The 23471-nt window shown below is 65.0% G+C and carries 25 protein-coding genes; 17 read left to right on the forward strand and 8 right to left on the reverse strand.

Annotated features, from left to right (window positions below; translation table 11 throughout):
* Window positions 1-30 precede the first annotated feature (30 nt).
* Together VFC51_14335 and VFC51_14340 are read right to left on the reverse strand one after the other, a co-directional pair.
* A complete protein-coding gene (locus tag VFC51_14335; GenBank protein ID HZT08201.1) occupies window positions 31-1023 on the reverse strand; it encodes a UDP-glucuronic acid decarboxylase family protein in 993 nt (330 codons plus the stop codon).
* 42 nt (window positions 1024-1065) lie between these two features.
* Window positions 1066-2511, reverse strand: a complete 1446-nt coding sequence (locus tag VFC51_14340) for an O-antigen ligase family protein (protein HZT08202.1) — start codon at window positions 2509-2511, stop codon at window positions 1066-1068.
* 81 nt (window positions 2512-2592) lie between these two features.
* On the opposite strand from VFC51_14340, the gene trxA reads away from it, so the two are divergent.
* On the forward strand, window positions 2593-2955 hold the full coding sequence (gene trxA, locus VFC51_14345; GenBank protein HZT08203.1) for a thioredoxin: 363 nt from the start codon (window positions 2593-2595) through the stop codon (window positions 2953-2955).
* Between the two features lie 73 nt (window positions 2956-3028).
* Here trxA and VFC51_14350 read toward each other — a convergent pair whose 3' ends face one another.
* Window positions 3029-4792: an NFACT family protein gene (locus tag VFC51_14350; GenBank protein ID HZT08204.1), complete on the reverse strand. Its 1764-nt coding sequence runs from the start codon at window positions 4790-4792 to the stop codon at window positions 3029-3031.
* Window positions 4793-4893: 101 nt separating this feature from the next.
* Here VFC51_14350 and gmk point away from each other — a divergent pair, with 101 nt between their 5' ends.
* The 3 genes from gmk to VFC51_14365 all read left to right on the forward strand — a co-directional run bounded on the left by gmk (window position 4894) and on the right by VFC51_14365 (window position 6865).
* On the forward strand, window positions 4894-5523 hold the full coding sequence (gene gmk, locus VFC51_14355; protein HZT08205.1) for a guanylate kinase: 630 nt from the start codon (window positions 4894-4896) through the stop codon (window positions 5521-5523).
* A complete protein-coding gene (cobU, locus tag VFC51_14360) occupies window positions 5496-6188 on the forward strand; it encodes a bifunctional adenosylcobinamide kinase/adenosylcobinamide-phosphate guanylyltransferase (protein ID HZT08206.1) in 693 nt (230 codons plus the stop codon). The genes gmk and cobU overlap by 28 nt, the downstream gene beginning before the upstream one ends.
* A 137-nt stretch (window positions 6189-6325) precedes the next feature.
* On the forward strand, window positions 6326-6865 hold the full coding sequence (locus VFC51_14365; GenBank protein ID HZT08207.1) for an HNH endonuclease: 540 nt from the start codon (window positions 6326-6328) through the stop codon (window positions 6863-6865).
* Window positions 6866-6935: 70 nt separating this feature from the next.
* Here the strand turns inward: VFC51_14365 and VFC51_14370 are convergent, their stop codons facing one another.
* The 3 genes from VFC51_14370 to VFC51_14380 all read right to left on the reverse strand — a co-directional run bounded on the left by VFC51_14370 (window position 6936) and on the right by VFC51_14380 (window position 8555).
* Window positions 6936-7595 carry an NAD-binding protein gene (locus VFC51_14370; protein HZT08208.1) on the reverse strand — a complete coding sequence of 220 codons (660 nt, stop codon included), beginning with the start codon at window positions 7593-7595 and terminating at the stop codon, window positions 6936-6938.
* Between the two features lie 67 nt (window positions 7596-7662).
* Window positions 7663-8082 carry a TrkA family potassium uptake protein gene (locus VFC51_14375; protein ID HZT08209.1) on the reverse strand — a complete coding sequence of 140 codons (420 nt, stop codon included), beginning with the start codon at window positions 8080-8082 and terminating at the stop codon, window positions 7663-7665.
* Window positions 8083-8123: 41 nt separating this feature from the next.
* Window positions 8124-8555: a universal stress protein gene (locus VFC51_14380; GenBank protein HZT08210.1), complete on the reverse strand. Its 432-nt coding sequence runs from the start codon at window positions 8553-8555 to the stop codon at window positions 8124-8126.
* 238 nt (window positions 8556-8793) lie between these two features.
* Here VFC51_14380 and pdxS point away from each other — a divergent pair, with 238 nt between their 5' ends.
* The 10 genes from pdxS to VFC51_14430 all read left to right on the forward strand — a co-directional run bounded on the left by pdxS (window position 8794) and on the right by VFC51_14430 (window position 18972).
* Complete coding sequence (pdxS, locus tag VFC51_14385; protein ID HZT08211.1) at window positions 8794-9675, forward strand: pyridoxal 5'-phosphate synthase lyase subunit PdxS; 882 nt, start codon at window positions 8794-8796, stop codon at window positions 9673-9675.
* Window positions 9665-10363 carry a pyridoxal 5'-phosphate synthase glutaminase subunit PdxT gene (gene pdxT / locus VFC51_14390; GenBank protein ID HZT08212.1) on the forward strand — a complete coding sequence of 233 codons (699 nt, stop codon included), beginning with the start codon at window positions 9665-9667 and terminating at the stop codon, window positions 10361-10363. Before pdxS ends, pdxT begins: the two co-directional genes overlap by 11 nt.
* A gap of 27 nt (window positions 10364-10390) precedes the next feature.
* A complete protein-coding gene (locus VFC51_14395) occupies window positions 10391-11335 on the forward strand; it encodes a hypothetical protein (GenBank protein ID HZT08213.1) in 945 nt (314 codons plus the stop codon).
* A 54-nt stretch (window positions 11336-11389) separates the two neighbouring features.
* The gene (locus tag VFC51_14400) at window positions 11390-13108 is read left to right on the forward strand and encodes a R3H domain-containing nucleic acid-binding protein (protein HZT08214.1); all 1719 of its coding nucleotides are present in this window, start codon (window positions 11390-11392) and stop codon (window positions 13106-13108) included.
* Window positions 13108-13803 (forward strand): dTMP kinase, encoded by a 696-nt coding sequence (tmk, locus tag VFC51_14405; GenBank protein HZT08215.1) that lies wholly within the window; start codon window positions 13108-13110, stop codon window positions 13801-13803. Before VFC51_14400 ends, tmk begins: the two co-directional genes overlap by 1 nt.
* Window positions 13804-13938: 135 nt before the next feature.
* Complete coding sequence (locus tag VFC51_14410) at window positions 13939-14721, forward strand: DUF554 domain-containing protein (protein HZT08216.1); 783 nt, start codon at window positions 13939-13941, stop codon at window positions 14719-14721.
* 53 nt (window positions 14722-14774) lie between these two features.
* Window positions 14775-16439 carry a CTP synthase gene (locus VFC51_14415; protein ID HZT08217.1) on the forward strand — a complete coding sequence of 555 codons (1665 nt, stop codon included), beginning with the start codon at window positions 14775-14777 and terminating at the stop codon, window positions 16437-16439.
* Window position 16440: 1 nt separating this feature from the next.
* Window positions 16441-17382: an NAD-dependent epimerase/dehydratase family protein gene (locus VFC51_14420; GenBank protein ID HZT08218.1), complete on the forward strand. Its 942-nt coding sequence runs from the start codon at window positions 16441-16443 to the stop codon at window positions 17380-17382.
* A complete protein-coding gene (locus VFC51_14425; GenBank protein ID HZT08219.1) occupies window positions 17379-18455 on the forward strand; it encodes a sugar phosphate nucleotidyltransferase in 1077 nt (358 codons plus the stop codon). Before VFC51_14420 ends, VFC51_14425 begins: the two co-directional genes overlap by 4 nt.
* A 103-nt stretch (window positions 18456-18558) precedes the next feature.
* Window positions 18559-18972: a cupin domain-containing protein gene (locus tag VFC51_14430; protein ID HZT08220.1), complete on the forward strand. Its 414-nt coding sequence runs from the start codon at window positions 18559-18561 to the stop codon at window positions 18970-18972.
* Between the two features lie 41 nt (window positions 18973-19013).
* Here the strand turns inward: VFC51_14430 and secF are convergent, their stop codons facing one another.
* The gene (gene secF, locus VFC51_14435; protein ID HZT08221.1) at window positions 19014-19982 is read right to left on the reverse strand and encodes a protein translocase subunit SecF; all 969 of its coding nucleotides are present in this window, start codon (window positions 19980-19982) and stop codon (window positions 19014-19016) included.
* Window positions 19983-19987: 5 nt separating this feature from the next.
* Window positions 19988-21385, reverse strand: a complete 1398-nt coding sequence (gene secD, locus VFC51_14440) for a protein translocase subunit SecD (GenBank protein HZT08222.1) — start codon at window positions 21383-21385, stop codon at window positions 19988-19990.
* A gap of 64 nt (window positions 21386-21449) precedes the next feature.
* Between secD and VFC51_14445 the strand changes: the two genes are divergently transcribed.
* The 3 genes from VFC51_14445 to pyrF are packed head-to-tail and all read left to right on the forward strand — an operon-like array spanning window position 21450 to window position 23465.
* A complete protein-coding gene (locus VFC51_14445; protein ID HZT08223.1) occupies window positions 21450-21836 on the forward strand; it encodes a hypothetical protein in 387 nt (128 codons plus the stop codon).
* Window positions 21837-21861: 25 nt separating this feature from the next.
* A complete protein-coding gene (locus VFC51_14450) occupies window positions 21862-22617 on the forward strand; it encodes a class I SAM-dependent methyltransferase (protein HZT08224.1) in 756 nt (251 codons plus the stop codon).
* A complete protein-coding gene (gene pyrF / locus VFC51_14455; GenBank protein HZT08225.1) occupies window positions 22617-23465 on the forward strand; it encodes an orotidine-5'-phosphate decarboxylase in 849 nt (282 codons plus the stop codon). The genes VFC51_14450 and pyrF overlap by 1 nt, the downstream gene beginning before the upstream one ends.
* Window positions 23466-23471: the final 6 nt, after the last annotated feature.

The following is a 23471-nucleotide window of genomic DNA, read 5'->3' on the forward strand; positions in this document are numbered from 1 at the left end:
GTATGGGTAGAGGCGCCCGCGCCGCGCCGATCACCCCGGTCGGCCCTCGTGATCTGGCATTCGCGCAAGCTCGGCGCGCTCGATCTGCGCCCGGTACCAGGCGATCGTTTGGCGGAGGCCATCGCGCAGCGGAACGTGCGGGCTCCAGTCGAGGAGGCGGCGCGCTTTTGCAATGTCCGGCTGACGCCGCGTCGGGTCATCTGCCGGCAAGGGCTCGAAGAGGACATCGGAGCGTGATTCGCACAGGTCCCGCACGAGCCGGGCATATTCGAGCACGGTGTGCTCCTCGGGATTCCCGAGGTTGATGACCTCGTGTTTGGCTTGCGAACAGGTCATGGCCAGAAACAACCCTTCAACTAAGTCCGACACGTAGCACAGACTTCGCGTCTGCGTCCCGTCGCCATAGATGGTGATGGGCCTGCCTGTCAACGCCTGGTTGATGAAGTTGGGGATGACTCGGCCGTCCGCCGGATCGCAGCGCGGTCCGTACGTGTTGAAGATCCGAACGATCCGCGCGTCGACATCGCGGGCTCGGACGTAGGCCATCGCTAACGACTCGCCGAATCGCTTGCTCTCGTCGTAGCAGGATCGGATTCCGATCGGGTTCGTGTTTCCCCAGTAGGACTCGCGCTGGGGATGTTCCAGCGGATCGCCGTACACCTCTGAGGTCGAGGCGAAAAGAAAGGTTGCGCGATTGCGGTAGGCGAGATCGAGAAGCTGACGCGTTCCCTCTGAATTCGCCAGTGCGGTCTCCAGCGGATGAGCGAGATAGCTCTTGGGGCTCCATGGGTTCGGGCTGGCGGGACTGGCAAGATGGGCGATGACGTCGCCGGTGAAGTCCAGGGGACGCGTGACGTCATGCTCGATGAAGGTGAAGCGTGGGTGCGACACCAAGTGCTCGACGTTCGCGCGCGAGCCCGTGATGAGGTTGTCCACGCACGTCACGGTCGCGCCGTCTTGGAGCAGCCGTTCGCACAAGTGGGACCCGAGAAAGCCGGCGCCGCCGGCGACGAGCGCTTTCACGAAGGTTCTCCCGTGGACGCGAAACCTGGGGCACCCGTGATTTTACGGTGCTGACAGCTGGCCAGCGCGACGATCCGCGTCGCGAACGATCAGGAGCCCGATCATGACCCACCACAGCGTTGCCAGGTCCACCAGAAAATAGCTGTTGTCGACGAAACCATGGGTGAGCAGAATTGCCGTTGTGCCGAGCGCCGCGGCCCCGAGCTGGCGATCGATTGAGGCTGCCCCGGCTCGCGCGATGCGGAGCGCCGCACTGATCGTCCATCCCATGGATGCCGCGAAGGCCGCCAGCCCTGGGATACCGAGCTGAAGCCAGAAATCCATAATCCAGTTGTGCGGGTGGGAGATATTGGGCTCGCGCCACGATTCGGGGAGCATGTACCCGCCACGATAGGCGTACAGGAAATTATCCATGCCGACGCCGAGGATGGGGTGGTCGGCGATCATTCGCGCCGCAGCGGTCCAGATTTGGACTCGGCTCAGCGCGGTGCCGCTGGCGGGGTCCCATCGCTCGGAGATCCGGTCGCGCGGCGCCAGGGCGACGGCCAACGCGCCGATGAGGGCGAGCCCAGCGATGACCAACGCCGCCGTCCGGCGGCCGCGCAGCGCCGCCTCGAGAACCAGCGCCACGCCAAAGCCGATCCACGCGCCAAGGGATAGCGAGCGGGCCAGAGCCGCCCCAATCGGGGCGAGAGCGGCGAGGCTGAGCCGTCGCTCGGTGCGGTTGTTGGGGCCAGCGAACAAGACGATTGCCGCGGCAACGGCTCCCGCTCGGCTCAGGAACATGCCAAGCTGGTTGGGCGAGAGGTAGGGCGCCATGGCCCGAGAACTCGCGGTGGTGAGATCTCCCGCCGCTGCCATCGCGGTGAGCGCGACCACGCCGGCGAGAGCGCCGGTCGCCACGAAGGACCAGAGGGTCAGGCGGACGTGCTCCGGCGACCGAAGGGTCGCGCGCGCAAGGGAAAGGACGAGAACCGGCTCCACGACGAGCCAGCGGAGCTCCCGAAGGCTCTGCCGCGGATACTCGGTCACGGTCAGCGATATCAGGGCGCTCCCGATCAAGGCGGCCACGAACCAATCGATGAGAGGTGGCCGCGCCGCGCGGATGGATCCGGTCGTCGCCGATTCGAGGGGAAGCGCGCTCGCTGAACTGGCCGAAGCGAGCGGCCACGGAATCCGGCGCCACCCTTCGCGGACAAGGAGCGCACATGAAGTTGTGATAATGGCGATCTCGGTGGTCGATACCTCGAATCCCGCGATGGAACGCGGGTGCAAGGAGAAGGGAAGCGTTGTCAAGACCAGAGGAACGGAGACCCATGGCGCGGACACGGCGCAGCCGACGAGAACGAGAGCGCCGAGCAGGAAGCCGAAGGGCGGCGCGAACCCGACGAGGATGACGCCAACTGCGCAAATTCCCAGGGCGGGCCAGCTCGCCTGCGTGGTCCCCAGCTCACGGAAGGGCACGCCGCGAGATACGGCCGCGCTCATACGGGCCGTCGCGGCCGTAGCGGCGCACCAATGCCGGGAATGTTCGCGCTCGATGCTGTGTTAGAGTAAGCAGAAGCGGCGATGAATTGTCGCCCGAAGAGTTCAGAGGAGGCGAGCGTGGCAGCGCCGGTCCATGTATCGGAAGAATCGTTTGAAGCGGAGGTCCTTAAGGCGACCGAGCCTGTACTCGTTGACTTCTGGGCCGAGTGGTGCGGTCCGTGTCGAATGGTCGCGCCAGTACTCGAGGAAATCGCCCGCGAGCAGGATGGAAAGCTGAAGATCGCCAAGATCGACGTGGACGCGAACGGGTCCTTTCTCGGTCGATTTGGCATCGCAGGCATCCCCACCATGATCCTGTTCAAAAATGGCAAGGAAGTGGACCGGGTGGTTGGTTTCTTGCCAAAGCCGCAGCTCTGGGCGAAAGTTTCCAAAAACCTCTCCTGATAGCCGCGAAGAGCGAGGTCGGCCGGTCCCGGATCACCGTCAGCCTTCTATGCCCCTGAGCGCTCCGGCGATCTCACCGCGCAGCGGCGCGCCGGTCTCGCACCAAAGGTGCGGCCGGCCGCTCAGGCGACACCATGACGGTCGCGGCGTTCCGGTATGTCGCCCGTCCCGGTAATCGGCCGGGAACGCGGCGGACGAACCGACGCTCGACGTAATCCACTTCGATTCGATCGTCGTCTCCGGCAGCGCAGTGCGAAGCGGCGATGCGCGCGCTGGCGAGGATGTGACGCTCCGTGATGGGTGATCCCGCGGTCCGGAGTACCACGTGGGCGCCGGGCCGACCGCGCGCATGGAACCAGAGGTCACCCGGCCGGGCCATCCGGAAGGTCACGGTATCGTTTCCCGCCGCGCTACCGCCGATCAGCACCTCCACTCCCTCGACGGACTCCCGTCGCACGATCCCTTCCCGCGTTGGCGCCTGCTGCGCCCGATTCTTGGGAAGCGGCCGCGGCTTGGCCGGACGGAGGACCTCGGCGTCCTCGAGCTCGCGTCGAAGGGATGAAAGCTCGCGCTCGTCGCGCGCGCCGTTTACATAAATGTTCATATCCTCCAGATAGGCGATCTCGGTTTCCGTTTGCTGCAAGAGGGGCGGAACGGACGTCTTCGCGTCTCGGGCGTCGGCGTACTGCCGGAAGTACGCCTGGGCATTTTCGACGCCAGCTAGATTCGGGTACAGGTCGATTCGTCGACCGTTCCAGGTGAGTGCGACGTCGCCCTCTCGAATCTCGTGTAGGGACGCGAGAATCGCTTCGCCCGCTGATCGAAGCTCGTCGGCGCGGTCCGCCATCGCGAGCGACCGCTCCAGACTGCTGCGCTTACGCCGCAGCGCGTCCAATCGGCTCGCGATCCCGTCGATGAGCGGCTGGCGCAATCGGTCGAAGGGCATCGGCTTGCGGCCGTGGTGGGAATCCACGAGCTGCGTCATCGCCGCGCTCATCGTGTCGCACGCGCGAACTTCCGCGTCCGGGAATTGACGAAGCGGGTAGGGGGCGAAGCCGAGAACGTGTTCGCCGTCCCACGCGATGGTCGGACTCCACGCATGGGTGTCAACGGGACCGGTGAGTTCCCGGATGGCCTCGGCCACGACGCCCCAATCTGGAATTGCGTTGGCTGGACCTTCGGGATCGCATGCACAGCGAGCCAGGACTTCCCGCGACGCGATCGGAGAGAAACCCGATACGAGCGCCACGACGTGACGCCACGCGTCAACCTCCGTTGCCTGCGCCTGGGCGGAGAGAATCGTTCCCAGGGCGGGGTCCCGTGGATCGTGCTTGTTTTCACCCTTGGGTGGCGTGTACCGAAGATGCGGCAGCAGCGGGCGAGAAGGGTTGATAGACGGTGGAAGCCGGGTCAGAGCGTCCAGGATCGCGCCGTCCTCGTCGACCAGGACGAGGTTGCTTCGCCTGCCCATGAGCTCGAGGACCATCTCGACTCGGCGTGGCGGCTCCCCGTCGATGCGCGTGCTGAATCGACAGACGAGCAGGCGTTCGAGCCGCGGCTGCTCCACCTCAACAAGCCGTGCGCCGCGGACGTGCTTTCGCAAGAGAAGGAGGAGCGGCGTGACCCTCTCTGTGTCCCGCCTCGGGCGTTCGGCGGTAACATAAACGCGAGGCTCGGCCGGATCCGGGGCCAGCACGACAAACCATTTCTTGCCGGCAAAGATCTCGAGACAGACGGCGTGCGGGTTCATGAGCCAGACGGAATCTACGTGACCGCCCAGGACATCTCGATTCAGATCATCCCGTATTGCGTGCAGCGCAAGGGCGTCCAGACTCAACCCTGAGGATTCCTTCCCGGAAACGGCTGGATGATGCGGAGGCGGTCACGCGTGCGAACCCCCCCGGCAGTATACCAACGGTGCTCACGAGAGGGCGTTGGTTGAGCGACCGTCGCGACGGCGCGAGCGCCGGGACTGGGCTCGTCTTCATCCTGTCTGGCCCGGCCGGGTCCGGGAAGACTGCCCTTGCTCGAATGCTTCGTACCGAAGAACCCACGGTCCATTTCTGCATCACGGCGACGACGCGATCGCCGAGGCCGGGCGAACGGGATGGCGTCGACTATCTCTTTTACTCGGAGCCCGAATTTCTTCTCCGGGCCGAACGCGGCGAATTCCTGGAGTTCGCCCGGGTGCCTCCGATCGTGGGAAATCTGTACGGGACTCCGGAAGCCGAGGTGTACGGGCCACTGAGTCGCGGCTGCGACGTCTTTCTCCAGGTCGACGTGCAAGGAGCGCGCAGCGTGCGCGCGAAGATTCCCACCGCCGTCAGCATTTTTCTTCGCCCCCCGGACATCGACGCTCTCCGGCGGCGGCTCAGCAGTCGCGGGACGGAAACGAACGACGACCTCGAGCGCAGGCTAGCCAACGCCATGGTCGAGATGGCGAGCGAGCCGGAGTTCACGTACACGGTCATCAACGCCGAGGGGAGGCTCAGTGCGGCGGTTGCTCACGTACGGGCAATCATGACGATCGAGCGGGCCCGATGGCGCGCCTCGCGGCAGAATTCGTGAGCCGCTCGCCCGAACGCCGCGTCGTCCTCGTGCTCGGCGGAGCGCGAAGCGGAAAGTCGGCATATGCCCAGCGGCTCGCCCAGCGTTCTCCTCCCGTTCTCTTCGTCGCCACGGCGACCCCCGGAGACGCGGAGATGCGCGTGCGCATCGAGGCCCATCGATCTGCGCGGCCGAGCACGTGGACGACGCTGGAGGCCCCGCTGTCCCTCGCCCACGCGATCTCCGCGCGGGGTATCGTCCGAGGCACGGTTCTCGTCGATTGCCTGACCCTGCTCGTTTCAAACCATCTGATGGCGGGCACGCGCGGTGCCGATGCGGAGCCGGGAGACCGCGAGCATCTCCCGAATGATGTCCGGGTCGAAGAAATGGTCGACGTCTCTTCGCGTATCCAGTCCGAGATTCACGAGCTGCTGCGCGTTACGGCCAGGGCGAAGGCCAACCTGGTCGCGGTCTCGGACGAGGTTGGGATGGGGATCGTGCCGTCGTACCAGTCGGGCCGCGTGTTCCGCGACCTGTTGGGCATGGCCAATCAGCAGCTCGCTGGCGTGGCAGATTCTGTGTATCTCATGGTGGCTGGCATCCCGGTGGACCTGAAGAGTCTCGCGTCTGCGAACGAGATCACCGGCGTGGAAAGCGGTGAGGCATGGGGGGTGCCGAGTGACTAGACCTCGGAGATCTCCCCCGACATCGTGTGCGCTGATTGGTGCTCTCGAATCCCGTTTGGTAGCGCGACTGTTGGCCTCCCAAAAATCTCGGTGATACAATCGGTTTCAGGCAGTGAACCCCCGTACCGGGAGCCTGTGTGGCGCAGGTCCTCGTCCTCAATCAAAACTATGAACCGCTCAACATCTGCCATCCCCGGCGCGCGTTGGTACTCGTCGACGGCGGAAAAGCCGAAGTCCTCGAGGTGGATGGCTTAGTCCTGCGCTCCCCAACTCGCGAATGGCGCGTTCCGTCCGTCATTCGCCTGAATCACCTCATCAAGCGTCCGCGTCCGCGGGTGCGCCTCACGCGGCGTGAGATCTTCCTCCGCGACCAGCACACGTGTCAGTACTGCGGTGTTCGATCAAAGGACCTGACGCTCGATCACGTGGTGCCGAAGCACCGGGGGGGCCGGCACCACTGGGAGAACCTGGTGAGCGCCTGCAGGAGCTGCAACCATCGAAAGGGCGGGAAGACCGTCGAAGAGGCGAAGATGGCTCTTCGGCGCAGTCCGTTCGAGCCCAAGGCGACGCCGCAGTACCTGTTCCAGCACTATCTGGACGGGAACGAAACCTGGCGGAAGTTCATCGGCGAGGTCGCCATCGCAGCGCCGGCAGCGCAGCCGCAAGGGATGGTCTGAGCGTCCCACGGCCGCTCGATTTACGCGAGAATCGCCGAGCGCGTCCGTACGGGAACCACGAGCGAAAGCCCTAATCTCCCAGCAGGGCGCTGCGCAGGTCAGCTTCGCTTTCGCTGGTCGTGAAGGCGATGACGTGGTCGCCGAAGAGCACCGGATCGTCCGCCTTTGGAAAGATGGCGCTGCCATCGCGAATGATGACCGCGATGCTGGAAGATGAGGGCAGCGCGATCTCCCGCAGGCGGTGACCGGCGATGGCGGATCCCTGGCCGATGACGGCTTCGACAATCTCGACATCGGTGTTGCGAAGCCGGAGCAACGGGACCAGGTGCTGTCGCGGAATCTCTTGCTCGATGACAGACAGCACGACGTCTGTCGCGCTGACCGTGTCGTCGATCCCCAACCGCTGGAAGATATCGGCGTTTTTGGGATTGTTGATCCGCGCGATCGTTCGCCCCGAGTGGAAGCGCACCTTCGCCACCTGGCAGATGACGAGATTGTCCTCGTCGTCGCCAGTCACGGCGGCTACCAGGTCCGCTCGAGCGGCTCCAGCCTGTTCCAATACGGTTGTTTCGGCCGCGTCGCCCACCATCACGATGCTACCTAGGTCGGCTTCGATCTCGGCCGCCCGGCGTTGATCCTGCTCGATGATGACCACCTCGTGGCCCTGCTCAGCGAGCTCTTTTCCGAGGTAATAGCCGACCTTCCCGCCACCGGCTACGATAATGAACATCCTCGCACCTCGAGTCCATCCTTTGAGTCGGAAACGCTCTAGACCGCGTGGACTCCTTCGAGATGTGTCAGCGGCCGGAGGTTGGCAGGCTCGGGTCGAGGATCTCCAGGAATCGATCTGCTCCGATCACGGTCGGGGAGATCGCCTGGATTCCCAGCATTTCATACGTTTCCTGTCGAAGTGGGTCGTATATGCGCGTTACGACCTTGCCGACGCCGAAGACGTGCTTAGCGATCTGTGAGGCCATCACGTTCCGATTGTCGCCTTGCGTGACCGCCGCGAAGGCATCTGCTCGCTCGATTCCGGCTCGCCGCAGAACGTCCACGTCGATGCCGTTCCCCACCATGGTGACGCCGTTGAACGAGGGATCCAGTCGGCGAAACGCATTTGGGGAGAGGTCGAGAACGGTCACCTCGTGGCCCGCTCGCGACAGGCTTGTGGCAACCCGCGCACCGACGCGACCGCAACCCATAATGATGACGAACATTGCAGGCCCGTCCTTTGCAAGTGTTTGTGGCGCTCAGCGCCTCAACCAGCGATGGGCTGACGACAGAGCCACACAGCGCACGGCGCGTACCGCAGAACGTGCATCGCTGTCTTCCCGAGGTCGAACTCGCCCAGGGCCGCGTTGTACTGGACTCCGATCACCACGAGGTCGGCATGGGACTCGATAGCCTCCTCGACGATCGCCGTGCCGATGTCTCGCGCCTGCAGGATCTCCGTCTCGATCTCCTGACCCCATTGCTCCGCGGTTCGCTCGGCGTTGTCCAGGATGGCGTCCGCGCGCTCGCGCTCTTCAACGAGGTCCGCGTCAACCGGAAGGGTGCGGCTGACCTGGATCACGTGGATCGCGTAGACGCGACCCTTGTTGCGTTTCGCGGTGAGCGACGCAAGCCCCACGATGGTTTCGTCGGTGCCGTTCCCGTTGACCGGGACCAGGACCTTCTTCGCCGCGAGCATTGCGCCGCCGTCGGCGGAAGACGAGACGAGAAATGGATTCTTCACACGTCACGCGGTGGGCGCACTTCACTGCGCCTCTTTTGACCGACGCATTCTACCTTCGCCCTCCCACCGTGTCAACAGCCGAACTGACTGACCGGAAGAACGCAATAACCCATCAATTGCTGGTCACCCAGTGCCAGTGTAGAATTGTTCAGTCACGCACACTTGGTGGATGAAGCGAACACGAGAGGTCTCGATGGAGCGCGGAACAGTTACGGTAAAGACAGGCCACGCGGAAATGCTCAAGGGCGGTGTCATCATGGACGTGGTGACTCCGGACCAGGCAAAGGTCGCCGAAGAGGCGGGCGCGTGCGCCGTCATGGCGTTGGAGCGCGTCCCGGCCGATATCCGAGCGGCGGGTGGCGTGGCGCGCATGGCTGATCCGCGCATCATCGAAGACATCATGCACGCCGTCACTATTCCCGTTATGGCCAAGTGCCGAATCGGCCATTTTGTCGAAGCCCAGGTGCTCCAGTCGTTGGGCGTCGACTACATCGATGAAAGCGAAGTCTTGACGCCGGCCGACGAGCAGCACCACATCAACAAGCATAGCTTCGTCGTGCCCTTCGTCTGTGGAGCGCGAGACCTCGGTGAAGCGCTACGGCGCATCGGCGAGGGCGCCGCGATGATCCGAACCAAGGGCGAGGCCGGCACCGGCGACATCAAAGAGGCGACACGGCACGTACGCACCGTGATGGCCCAGATTCGAAAGCTCCACGGCATGTTGGACGATGAGCTGATGGCCGAGGCGAAAGCCCTCGGCGCACCCTTCGAGCTGGTACAGGAGGTCGCGCGCACGGGAAAGCTTCCCGTTGTCAACTTCGCCGCTGGAGGCGTCGCGACTCCAGCCGACGCTGCCCTCATGATGCAGCTCGGGTCCGAAGGCGTTTTCGTCGGCTCGGGCATCTTCAAGTCGGAGAACCCGGAGGCGAGGGCTCGGGCGGTCGTTCGCGCCGTTACCTTCTACAACGATCCGGACGTGATTCTCGAAGTGTCGCGTGGACTGGGAGAGCCCATGCGTGGAATCGACCTGTCAACGCTCCGCCCGGAGGAGGTTCTCGCGACGCGTGGCTGGTGACGCCGTGCGCATCGGGGTCGTCGCTCTCCAGGGCGCCTTTCGAGAACACCGCGAAGTCCTTGCCCGTCTCGGAGCCGAGACTGTTGAAGTCCGCAGGCCAGAGGACCTGAACGGGCTCGACGGACTGGTCATTCCCGGCGGTGAAAGCACCACGATCCGCCTCCTCATGACCGAATTCGGTCTCGAGCCGGATCTCCGCGATGCGATCGCGCGTGGCCTCCCCGTGCTCGGTACCTGCGCTGGGATGATCGTTCTGGCAAAGCGGGTGGATGGCGAACCGATCCCAGGGCTCGAGGGCCTTGACGTTTCCGTTCGACGAAACGCCTTTGGTCGTCAGGTGGACAGCTTCGAGCAAGATCTTGTATTTCCCGCCGTCGGCGACCAGCCCGTCCACGCCGTGTTCATTCGCGCTCCCGTGGTCGAATCGGTGGGCGAGGGCGTTGAAGTCCTCGCCCGGATCGAGGACGGACGAATCGTCGCCGTGAAACAGGGCGCGGTGCTGGGAATCGCATTTCATCCGGAGCTCACGCCTGACACACGCATCCATCGGTATTTTCTCGACCTGGTCGCCCGTCTAAAGTCAAATCGTGAACAGCAGGAGAGTCATGAGGCCGAACCCACCGGGGTCGGCGGACGAAGTCGGGGCGTCGAAGCCGCTCCGAACGCGCATCGCTCACCGGCGATCTAGCCTCCGAGATCCCCACGAGGCGACAGAATGGTGAACGCAATGCGCGCGATCGACGGCGTGACCATCGGGCTCCTGCACCGGATCGAAGGTACCGAGCTCACGGCCCACACATGGCCGAAAGCGCCGCCGGAGAACCGCCACCCTACTTTCCTTCGTCTGCTCTCCGGACTCATGGTGAGCTACGCGGGAGACCGGCGGATGGGAGTCGCCCGAGACGACGGCCACGTATCCGGCATGGTCATCGCGCGTTCGCGCGCGACCGGGGTTGTCTGGGACATCGAGCAGCTCGTCGCGCCAAGTGTCGGAGCCGCTGTGGACCTCCTGGGATGGGCCTGCGAATGCGCGCGGAACGCGCGAGGGCGACGAGTGTTTCTCGAGACACCGCCGGAGGGGTTGGGAGCCGACGCCGCGCGCAGGGCGGGCTTCGAGCGCTACAGCGACGCGGCCACCTACCGGCTGGAGCCCGGGTTCCGCCAGGATGCGCCAGACGCACTGCCGGCCCGCCCGCGACTCACCTCCGACGAGCAAGGCGTGTTTCAGCTTTACTGCGCCGCCGTTCCGGCCCCGGTTCGCGCCGCCGAGGCGATGACGTACGGCGAGTGGAAAGCCCTCTATCGTGGCCGAAAGGTCTGGACGCCGAGCGTACTGGGGAGCCGCCAGGATTTCGTTTGGGAGCTCGGGTCGCGAATTATCGGGTGGATGCGCCTCTCGTTCGGCCAGCGAAGCCAGTATCTGGAGATGCTCGTGCATCCGCTGTACGAGAGCTACACCCCGCAGATGATCCGAAACGCCCTGTCGCAGATGAGCGCGAAGGTTCCCGTTCTCGCGGATGTGCGAGAATATCATGCGGGCATTCGAAACGCATTGGAACAGGAAGGATTTCGCAGCGGAGCGGCGTATACCATCTGGGTTCGACAACTCGCCCCCCGCCTCGCGCAGCCGAGCGGCGCGGCCGCGCAGGCCACTGCGTAGCAGGCACTACTGTCACGCGTGGGAAGCCAACCGACGGCTGATGGGGAGGAGCTGATGGCTTACACGGGAAGTCGGAGCGGCGAGCGGGTCGTCGTCGACGACCTACACGCGCTCCTTGCGGGTATTCCTCCCCACATCCGAGAGCCTCTGGACCGGCACGCTCTCACGCCGGACTTGCTCGAGGTGATTCTCGACCTGGGGCGCGAGCCAGAAGCCAGGTTCCCCGGCCGCGAGGTGATTGTCAGCGATCGCCCGGTGACCCAGGACGACCTCGACTACGTGATCCAGCGCATCGGCGCGTTCGGCGACGACAATCGCGCGGGCATCGAGCGCACCCTGCACCGAATCTCCGCTATCCGGAATCGATCGGGCCGGATCGTGGGGCTGACGCTACGCGTTGGCCGCGCCGTGTTCGGCACTGTCGCCATCATTCAGGACATCGTGGAGAGCCGCCGAAGCATCCTCCTTCTTGGGCGGCCCGGCGTCGGCAAGACCACAATGCTTCGCGAGACCGCGCGCGTCCTCGCGGACGATCTCAAGCAGCGCGTCGTCATCGTCGACACGTCAAACGAGATCGCGGGGGATGGAGACATTCCGCATCCGGCCATCGGACGGGCGCGTCGCATGCAGGTTCCGACGCCCTCGATGCAGCACCAGATCATGATCGAGGCTGTGGAAAACCATATGCCCGAGGTCATCGTGATCGACGAAATCGGGAACGAGCTGGAGGCCGCGGCAGCGCGGACGATCGCGGAGCGCGGGGTGCAGCTCGTCGCCACTGCCCACGGCAACACGCTCGAAAACCTCATCATGAACCCCACGCTGTCGGACTTGATCGGTGGGATTCAGACCGTCACGCTAGGCGACGAGGAGGCACGGCGCCGCGGAACGCAAAAGTCGGTTCTGGAGCGCAAAGCGCCCCCGACCTTCGACGTGCTGGTCGAGATCCAGGAGCGGGAGCGCGTCGCAGTCCACGAGAACATCGCGGACGTCGTCGATTCGCTGCTGCGCGGCGATCCGGTCGCGCCGATCATTCGCTTTCGCGATGAGCACGGTCGAATTCGGACCGAGCAGGGTGTTCCTCCGCCCTTCTCCCTCGTCCCGTCGATCGATCGAGACCGGGGGGCGGCCCGTGGCTGGGGCGGGCGGGGCGCGCGGAGAGGGACGGACTACTGGCAGATCGACGACGGGCGCGCCGGGTATGCCAAGGAGTATCGATCTCGGCCTTCGCGCGAGGAGCCCTCGATTCGCGCGCCGGAGCCCGCCGCCGAGCGCACGCCGGCCGCCGAGGCCGCGCCATTGCGCCAAAAGCCGCTCCGCATCTTCCCATTCGGCGTCAATCGATCGCGTCTCGAGCAGGCAGTCCACGAGATTCAAGCTCCGGTGGTCCTGTCCAATGATGTCAACCAGGCGGACGTCGTCATCACCGTGAAGAACTACTACCGGAGAAAGCCACAGCCACTGCGAGATGCCGAGGCGTCCGGCGTGCCGGTCTACGTCCTGCGGAGCAACACCGGCGCGCAGATCCTCGAGGGGATGGAGAAGCTCATGCACTCCACATCCCCGCATCGCACCACGGATGCGCTGCAAGAGGCGGAAGACGCGGTGCATGACGTGCTTAACCAGGACCAACCGGCCGTGGAGCTTGCTCCGCAGAACGCGTACATCCGTCGGCTCCAGCACCAAATTGCCGATCGATACAACCTCGCATCCCGAAGCACGGGTCGGGAGCCGCATCGGCGGGTCATGATCTATCAACCCGAGGCCCCGTAGTGTTCATCTCCATCGAGGGGCCGGACGGCGCCGGTAAAACGACGCAGGCGGCGTTGCTGGTCGACCGGCTCCGCGAAGGCGGGCGCCGGGTCGTGGCCGTTCACGAGCCGGGCGGAACCGATCTCGGGACGCACATCCGTGCCCTTCTTGTCCATCGCGGCGGCGTGTCGATCGATCCCCGTGCAGAAGCGCTCCTCTTCTCCGCCTGTCGGGCCCAGCTCGTCGCGGAAGTGATTCGTCCGGCGCTGGAAAGCGGCGCCATCGTCGTGGCCGACCGATTCGCGGACTCGACGCGCGCGTACCAGGGCGCGGGGCGCGGGCTACCGGCCGAAGATCTGGAAGCGCTGATCTCCGTCGCCACGGGCGGACTCGCCCCGGATCTGACCGTGCTGCTCGACCTGCCGCCTGCGGCCGGTCTTCGCCGTCTCGCGGCGTCGACAAAGGCAGCCGCGGACGGGCCCAGCCAGTTCTCGTTCTTCGAGGAGCTGCACCTGCCCGCAGCGTGGAATCGATTCGAGGACGAAGGGCGCCAATTTCAAGAGCGCGTCCGGGCGGCGTACCTCGACCTGGCGCGGGCGGAGCCAGATCGGTGGCGCGTTGTCGACGCGACACTCGGCGTGGCCGACGTGGGCGAGCGGGTGCTCCAGCTCGTGATGGACGCTCTGGCGACACGTACGTCCCCCTCCAAACGCTGAGTATGTCGCGCTGTCACGAGAACGGTCTCATCGCGGACGGTGGGATCGGCGCCGGTGCGACTCCCCCGGTTGCTACAATTGCCGAAGCGTCCGCGGACCCGCCAATTCCGCGCCATTTGTGATCGAGGGCAGTGTGTGACCGGCACCCTCCTCAACGTGGGCACCGTGCTCGCGGGGGGCGCTTTCGGCACGGTCGTCGGCGGCCGCGTGCCCGCTGGCCTACGCCAGACCCTGATGCAGGCGGTCGGCCTCACGACCCTCGCCATCGGCGCGCGCGCCGCCCTTGGAGCCGACAACCCGCTCGTGCTGCTGGGAAGCGTCGTTCTCGGGGGTGCGATTGGCGAGCTGCTCCGGATCGAGCGCGGGCTCGACCGATTGAGCGCCCTGGCGGCGCGCGCCACTGCCAGCGGGAGAGCAGGGCCCAGCTCAGCCCTGGAGGCCGATCCGACGCGCCGCGAGGTGGGCGCGTTTGAGCCCAGCGCGATGTCCGGGGGATCACCGGGCGAGGCGTCCGGCGGGCGCAAGATCACCCAGGGATTCGTTACGGCCAGCCTGATCTTTTGCGTAGGTCCCATGACAATCCTTGGGTCGTTCGAGGATGGACTGACCGGCGCGTATCAGACGCTCGCGGTCAAGTCGGCGCTGGACGGATTTACCGCGGCGCTCCTGGCGTCCAGCCTCGGCTGGGGCGTCCTCCTCGCGGCCGTCACCGTCTTGGTGTACCAGGGCTCCCTTACGCTCGGCGCTGGGCTGCTCCGCGACCATCTCACCACGGAGATGATCTCGGCGATGACATCCGTGGGCGGCTTGCTGATTCTCGGCTTGGGGTTGAACATTTTGAACATCGCGCGCATTCGTGTCGGAAATATGTTGCCGTCGCTGGCTGTCGCGCCGGTACTGGCGGGATTGAGTCGATAGAGGCTTCGATCGGGCGCGAGCCGAGAACCGCCGATCGGGAATGGAGATCGAACGTGGCGAAGTACATCTTTGTGAGCGGCGGAGTTGTGTCCTCGGTGGGGAAGGGCATCACGGTCGCGTCCATTGGCAGGCTGCTGAAGAGCCGCGGCATCCACGTGTCGGTGGTCAAGCTCGACCCGTACATCAACGTCGACCCCGGGACCATGAACCCGTACCAGCATGGCGAAGTGTTCGTCACCGATGACGGGGCGGAGACCGATCTCGATCTGGGCCACTACGAGCGCTTCATCGATCTCAGCCTTTCGCGGATGTCAAACGTGACGACGGGGCAGGTGTATTCCGCCGTCATCGGGCGGGAGCGCCACGGCGACTTCCTGGGCGGGACCATTCAAGTCATTCCCCACATCACCAATGAGATCAAGGATCGCATCGGACGCGCTGCCAAGCAGAGCGGTGCCGACGTCGTCATCGTCGAGGTCGGCGGCACGGTGGGCGACATCGAGTGCCTTCCGTTCCTCGAGGCCGTTCGGCAGATGCACCTGGACCTCGGGCGCGAGAACACCTTTTACATTCACCTCACGCTGCTACCGTACGTTGCGGCCTCAAAGGAGCTGAAGACCAAGCCGACCCAGCACAGCGTGAAGGAGCTGCGCAGCATTGGCATTCAGCCGGACGCGATCCTGTGCCGTTCAGACTTCCCCGTACCGTCCGAGCTGAACGACAAAATCGCCCTGTTCTGCGACGTCGAGCGCCGAGCGGTGGTTCCGGTGCCCACCGTTGACTCGATCTACGAGGTCCCCATCATGCTGGAAGAAGCCGGCCTCGGCGAATTCATCGTCGAGCGGCTGCACCTCGACGCCGGAGCGCCAGAACTGGGGGACTGGCGAACGTTTCTGGAACGCGTCGCGCATCCGGAGGGTCACCTGCGCGTGGGGCTCGTCGGGAAGTACATGGAGCTCCACGACGCGTACATCAGTGTTCGCGAGGCGCTGTACCACGCCGGCTGGGACTTCCGGCGCGCCGTCGAGATCGAATGGATCGACTCTCAGGACCTGGAAGTCCCCGGCGGCGAGCGCGTGCTCGACGGATTGGATGGGATCGTCGTGCCGGGCGGGTTCGGTCACCGCGGCGTCGAAGGGATGATCACCGCGGCGCGGTACGCGCGAGAGCGCGGGGTTCCTTACCTGGGGCTGTGTCTCGGGATGCAGATCATGGTGATCGAGTTTGCGCGAAACGTGCTGGGACTCGAAGATGCGAACAGCACCGAGTTCAACATGTTCACCCCTGATCCGGTGATCGATCTCCTTCCCGAGCAGCGCGACCTGCCCGACAAGGGCGGGACGATGCGACTGGGCCTGTATCCGTGCCAGCTCCAGACCGGTTCGCTCTCTCTGGCGGCCTACGGCGAGCCGATCCTTTTCGAGCGACACCGCCATCGCTTCGAGTTCAACAACGAGTACCGGCGCCCGTTCGAGCGCGCAGGAATGCGGTTCGGGGGCTTGTCGCCGGATGGACGCCTGGTTGAAATCTCCGAAATCGTGAACCATCCGTGGATGGTCGGCAGCCAGTTCCACCCGGAGTTTCGATCGCGGCCCTATCGACCCCATCCGCTGTTTCGCGGATTTATTCGCGCCTGCGTGGCGCGGTGTGAGACATTGGGGATCGAGGAGTTGACGGCCGACCCGGCGCAGACTCCCGCGCCGTCCGCCCAGCCGTAGCATGCGTGTTCTCGTCACCGGCGGCGCGGGGTTCATCGCCTCGCATGTGGCAGAGCGGTTCCTCCAGCTCGGCCACGACGTGATCATCGTCGACAATCTCTCGACGGGCCGGCGCGAGAATGTTCCGGCCGGCGCCCGCCTGGTGGAGATGGACATCGCTTCACCAGATGTCGGCGCGCTGATCCGCGAGGTGCGACCGGAGATCGTCGATCACCACGCCGCCCATGCCGACGTGCGCCAATCCGTCGAAAATCCGTCTCAGGATGCGGCGGTCAATGTGGTTGGCATGATCGCGCTGATGCACGAGGCCGCGCGGGCCGGCGTCAGGAAATTCATTTTCGCGTCGAGTGGAGGCGCGATCTACGGAGACCCGGACGTCGTCCCGTGCGACGAGACGCACCCCGTTCGGCCGCTGAGCCCGTATGGGGCCTCGAAGGCCGCGGGAGAGGTGTACCTCGAGACGTTTGGACGGGTCCTGGGGATGGACTTCACGATTCTTCGCTATCCCAACGTGTATGGGCCACGCCAGCATCCCTATACGGAGGAGGGTCAGGTCGTCGCGCTGTTTTCCCGCCTGATGCTCGAAGGGCGCCAGCCAACGATCTTTGGGGATGGCGAGCAAGCACGCGACTTCGTCTTCGTTTCCGACATCGCCGAGGCGAACGTGCTGGCTCTCGATCGCGGAAGTCGGCGCACCTTCAACATCGGGACCGGCGTGGCCCTCACCGTCAACGCCCTCACCGATCACCTGCGTCGTCTGACCGGGTACGCGGGCGCCCCGGCATACGCCGCGGCCAGGCCTGGCGAGGTCTATCGAATCGCGCTCGACGCGGCGCGCGCGCGGGATGAGCTGGGCTGGCGCCCGACGACGGCGCTGGAGGACGGCCTGGCGCGGACCGTCGACTGGGTTCGCGCTTCGATGACTGCTGGGCACAGGGCGTGAGCCGATACGTTGCCATTCTGGCGGGCGGAAGCGGAACGCGGCTGTGGCCCCTCAGCCGTTCGCGCCGTCCGAAGCAGCTTCTTTCGCTGGTCGGCGCGCGGTCGCTGATTCAGGCGACGGTAGACCGCGTCTCATCCGTCGCCTCACCGGACCGGATCCTCGTCGTCACGGAGGCGAGCCACGCGGAAGACGTGCGCGCGCAGCTTCCCGAGATTCCCACGGAGAACATCCTCGTCGAGCCGACTCGTCGCGGGACGGCCGCGGCCGTCGGCCTCGCCGCCGCGCACATTGCGCACCGGGACCCAGCGGCCTCCATGGCGTCCCTCCACTCCGACGCGGCTGTGGCCGACGCCGACGAGTTCGGCGCCTGTCTCACCGCGGCGTTCGAGGTGGCGGAGTCCGATGATTGGCTCGTCACGCTGGGGATTCGGCCGACCCATCCCCACACGGGTATGGGATACATCCAGGTAGGTCAACCCATGGGCCTCTTTCACGGCCGCCACGCGTTCCGCGCCGTTCGATTCGTCGAGAAGCCCGACCGCGCCACGGCCGAACAGTTCATCCGCGCAGGGTACGTCTGGAACCCGGGCATGTTCGTATGGCGCGTCGACGTCATTCTTCGCGAATACGCACGACTCCTGCCGGATATCGCGGACGCGCTCATCCGCATCCAGCAGGCCATCGGGACGCGAAGCGAGGCCGAAACGCTGCGGGATCGCTACGGGACCATTCGCGTGGAGACCATCGATTACGGGATCATGGAGCGCGCGGAGCGGATCGCGACGATCCCGTCCACATTCGGCTGGAGCGACGTGGGAAGCTGGGCCGAGCTGATGGAGATCGCGCCCAAGGACCCGGCGGGCAACGTCGTCCAGGGTGAGCACCTTGGCATCGACACGCGCGGGACGCTGGTGATCGGGGAGCACAAGCCGGTGTTCACCCTGGGGGTCGACGACCTCGTCATCGTTGATCTGCCGGACGCTCTTCTGGTCTGCAGCCGCGCGAGCGCCGAACGCCTCAAAGAGCTGGTCGAGCGCGTTCAGTCCGACCCGCGCTGGTCGGACCTGACCTAAAGCGCGATCGTGCGCCCCGGAACTCCCTCTTCCGCCGTGATCTCCAGGACGGCTATGATTGACGTAAAGATCGCGAAGCCCCGCATCGAACTGGAGTACCGCCATGGCGAACATCGAACAGCGCCACCAGCCGCCTGGACAGACGAGCGATAGCCCGCAGCGTCCCGCCCAACGCCTCTCTGGGATGGCGCTGCGGTTCGACCTGCAGGAGGAATTAGACCGGCTCCGGCGCGAGGAAAGCTGGCTCCGTGGGGACCGCAATGCCAAAACCCTTGTGAAGGAGCCACACCTCCACGTGACGCTCGCCATCTTGAAGTCCGGCGCGCGCCTCGACGAGCACGAGACCGAGGGGCCGTTGACGATCCACACCCTGGAAGGGCGCGTGACCGTCAGCGCGCTCGGGGAACGCATCGATCTGTCACGAGGGCAGATCGCCGCCCTGGACGCGGGCGTTCCGCATTGGGTTGAAGCGACCGAAGAGGCGGCGTTCCTTTTGACGATCGGCTGGCCTCGCTGATCGCGAGCGCGCCGGCCGGCGGGGTCAGCGGAAGCGTCTCCTCAGGCCCGACCGAGGGCTGGCTGGCGCGCACCGGATCGGCCAAACAGGCGGCCGATCTCGCCCTTCTCCCAGACTACGAGCAGCATGCTGGCATTGAAGATGCTGGAGTACGTCCCCGTCGTAATGCCGATGAGGAGGGCGAGGACGAAGTTGCGAATCGTTACGCCTCCAAAAAGCCAGAGCGTGAAGAGCGTGAGCAGCACCGTGAGGGAGGTTGTCACAGACCGACCCATCGTCTGCATCAAGCTGTGGTTGACGACGTCCTCGAATGGCTCACCCTGGTGTCGTACGGAGTTCTCCCGCAGCCGGTCGAATACCACGATCGTGTCGTGGACGGAGAAACCGATCACCGTGAGGACCGCGGTGATGAAGAGGGAGTCGAGCTCGATCTCGAATAGCCGGCCCAGAATCGAAAAGATTCCGACCACCACCAACGTGTCGTGGACCAGCGCGACCACGGCGCACACGCCGTAGCGCCACGACTCTTTCACATGGCGAAATGCCCACGACAGGTACAGGAGGATCCCGATGCAGGCAGCGCCGACGGCGAGGATGGAATTGCGGATGATCTCCGACGCCACGATCGGCGACACTTGATCGAAGCTCAACACGGTGACCGCTCCAAACCGCTGGGTCAGGGCGTCTTGAATCTGCTGGCGCTCTGACGGCGTGGTGACATTTCCGGAGTCGTCACGCGTCTCGGGCGCGAGGGGCGTCGTGCGGACGATGTACGTGCCATCCTCGGCACGTTGCACGATCGCTTCGTGGTGGTTCAGGTCGGCGAACGCCTGGCGAACCGAGGCTTGATCGGTGTCCGGGTTGTCGAACTTGAACGTCATAATGGAGCCGCTGGTGAAGTCGATTCCGGGACGAAGGCCCCCCGGAAGGACGAGGGAGATTACGCCTGGAATGATGACGATGGCCGAAATGATGAAGAAGAGATATCGCTTGCTGACAAGGTCGTACACGGCGGCTAAGCCCTGAAGCCTGCGGGCTCGAGCTGAGGCCGCGGCGCCGGCATGCCGAACAGGCCCGGATTGAGCGTCGCCCGGCGGCCCACGATGATGCGAAGGAAGCTGCGCGACACGACGATGGCGCTGAACATGCTCACCGCCACGCCGATGGCGAGGGTGATAGCGAACCCCATCACGATATTGGCGCCGAAGTTCGACCCGAACCAGTAGAGGATCCCGCAGGTAATGAGGGTCGAGAAGTTCGAATCTCGAATGGACGGCCACGCCCGACTGAATCCCGCGTCAATGGCAGCGCCGACCGTCTTTCCATTGCGAAGCTCTTCTTTCATCCGCTCGAAGATCAGGATGTTGGCGTCGACCGCCATCCCGATGGAGAGGATGAACCCGGCGATTCCTGCCAGCGTGAGCGTAATGGGAATGAGCTTAAAGACGGCGAGCACGAGAAGCGTATAGACCAGCAGCGCGCCCACCGCTACGATCCCGAGCATGCGGTAGTACAGGATCATGAAGAGCGCGACGACCAGCAGCGCGATCTCGCCCGCGATGACGCTTCGGTGCACCGAGTCGGCGCCGAGGGTCGCATCAACGGTGCGCTCCTCCTCGATGCTCACGGGCAGCGGAAGGGCGCCCGCGTTGAGCTGAATGACGAGGTCCCTGGCCTCATTGAGGGTGAAGTTGCCCGTGATGCGCCCATTGGTCGTGATCTGCGCCTGGACGGTGGGGGTGGAGATGGGCTGGCCATCCAGGAAGATGCCGAGCTGCTTCCCCTTGAGGCGATTCGTGATTTCGCCGAAGAGCTTGCCTCCCTCGCTGTCGAATTCGAACTCGATCTCCGGCTTGTTCGTCTGCCGATCGAATCCGACCGACGCCTTCTTGAAGTACTTGCCGGTCAGCTCCTTCTCCGTGTTGTCGGACCCGGTCGCCGTGGCAATGACCCACTGCTGCTGGCCGTCGACCGTCTTCTGCTCGCGAAAATCGAGCTGAGCAGTCTTCCCAATGAGGTTCTTCGCCTCCTCGATGTCACGAATGCCCGGCAGCTCGACGATGATGCGGTCGGTTCCGCGCTTCTGCACGATAGACTCGGCCACGCCATACGCGTTGATTCGGCGCCCGATCACGTCGGCGACGCCGTCGACGGCGCTGTTGACGTCCTCGCCTGCAGGTACCTTGCTCGTGTCGGCGCGGAGGACGAGGTGCGTGCCGCCCTGGAGGTCCAATCCGAGACGGAAGCCCTGACGGTGAAAGTCCAGCAGGTCGATGTGGATGCCCTCGCTGTGGGGCCACGGAACGATCGCGGGCAGATAGTTCGTTGGGTTCTGCGGCCAGACGACGATGAGGCTCATGACGGCGAGAACGGCAATGAGGAAGACGAAGACGTTGTTCCGCTGATTCGTCAAGATTCACTCCAGAGGCGAGCGCAGTGGACCGAACGATTATACTGCTGTGCTACGCGGGGGTTTGATGGCAGACCGCTTCGCCGAGACCGGCCTCTTCCTCTTCACAGCGGCTGGGTGGGGTCTCCTCCTGTACGTCATCTTCTTCCTGCCCGTCTCCTCGACGACGCAAGCGATCTTCTATGCGTCGGGGTTTGTCGCGCTGGCCGGATCCGTCGCCTTCGTCGGGGCGCAATATCAGTCTCGGGCGCGCCATGCTGGAGAAGGACGGCCGCGAGCCGTGGCTCAACTCGGCTGGGGCATGCGGCTGGCATTCGTCATTGAGTTTGCCCTCTGGCTCCAGTCATTACGGGTGCTGACGGCCGCATACTTCATTTTTATCGTGGCTGGATTTTTGTTCCTCGAGATCCTGTTCCGGTACGCGACGGGAGACCGTCGGGGGAGCCGCGAATGATCGGGGGTCAGCGACGGACAGCCGTTTGAGCGATCTGACCGCGCTCTACGACTGGGAGCACGATGAGTTCTTCGACGACGTTGGGCTGTTCGGAGCGATAGCGCGGCGGACCGGCGGGCCGGTGCTCGAGCTGGCGTGCGGCAGCGGGCGAGTTCTGGCGCCGATCGCCGCTGCGGGTTTCACCGTTGTCGGACTGGATAACTCTCCGTCCATGCTGGAGCGGGCGCGCCAGCGCCTCCGCGGGGTAGACGCGCAGGTCACGCTGGTAGAGGCGGACATCGCTGACGGGCTGCCCGACGGGCCCTTTGGGCTCGTCGTCCTTGCCCTCGATGCGTTCGGCCTCGTCCAGGATCCGGCCACACAGCGGGCCCTTCTTGGCGACGTCGCGCGAAAGCTCGCGCCGGGCGGGGCGTTGGTGCTCGATCTGGCGAACCTCCCGTCGCTCCTCGATCCGCCGAACGGCACGCCAGTGCTCCAAAAGACCGGGCGGTGCGACGCGCTCGACGCGGAGGTAACGAAGTGGCTTGTTCGCGAGGTCACATTTGCGGATGAAATCATGGTCCTGACCTCCATCTATGACGTCGCGGAGCGCGGCGGCCGGCTGCGGCGGCTCGTGGACCGGACCGAGCTTCGGTTCTTCTCCCGCGGAGAGATCGAGCTTCTGTGCAGCGCGGCGGGCCTCGCCGTGGAAGGACCATTCGGCGATTATGATTTAGGTCCGCTCACCGACGCGAGCGCGCGGATGATCGTGCTGGCAACGGTGAGGCGGACGGTCCACTGATGCGCCCATCTGATCGTTTTTGCGACCGACTGCTGATTGCGCAGGAGCGCGCCCGCAGCGCGCTGTGCGTCGGCCTGGACGTGGATCCGCGCCGTCTTCCTGCGGGCTGTACCACCGACCGCCGGGGGATCGAGCGGTTCATTCGCGGAATCGTCGAGGCCACCGACGACCTGGTCTGCGCCTACAAACCGAACCTCGCCTTTTTCGAGGCTATGGGTAGCGATGGGTATGCCATCCTGCAGACGACTCTCGCCGCGATCCCCAAGGGCGTGACGACCATCGCCGACGGCAAGCGCGGCGACATCGGAACGACCGCCGAGCGCAACGTCGCGGCCATCTTCGAGCAGCTCGGCTTCGACGCGATGACCGTCAACCCATATCAGGGATTCGACAGCGTCCAGCCCTACATCGCGGATCCGGCTCGCGGGGCCTTCGTCCTCTGCAAGACGTCGAACCCCGGGAGCGCGGACTTCCAGGACCTGGAATGCCGCGACGAGGACACGATGCGCCCACTCTATGAAGTCGTAGCGCGCCGCGCCGTCGCATGGAACACGCAGGGAAACGTGGGGCTGGTGGTGGGAGCCACCTACCCGGCGCAGCTTGGGGAGGTGCGCGCGCTGGCCCCGGATCTGCCGATCCTCATCCCCGGGGTGGGAACGCAGGGTGGCGACGCTGAGGAAGCAGTCCGCGCGGGCATGGCCCGAAACGGCAGGCTGGCCGTCGTCAACGTGAGCCGACAGGTGCTCTATGCCTCCGCCGGCCCGAACTGGCAAGAGGCCGCTCGTGCAGAGGCTGCACGCCTGCGCGACGTCATGGAGGCAGCGACGGCCTCGCGGGCGCGGCTGTAGGAGGGG

This window comes from Chloroflexota bacterium (assembly GCA_035652535.1).
Lineage (GTDB): Bacteria > Chloroflexota > UBA6077 > UBA6077 > SHYK01 > DASRDP01.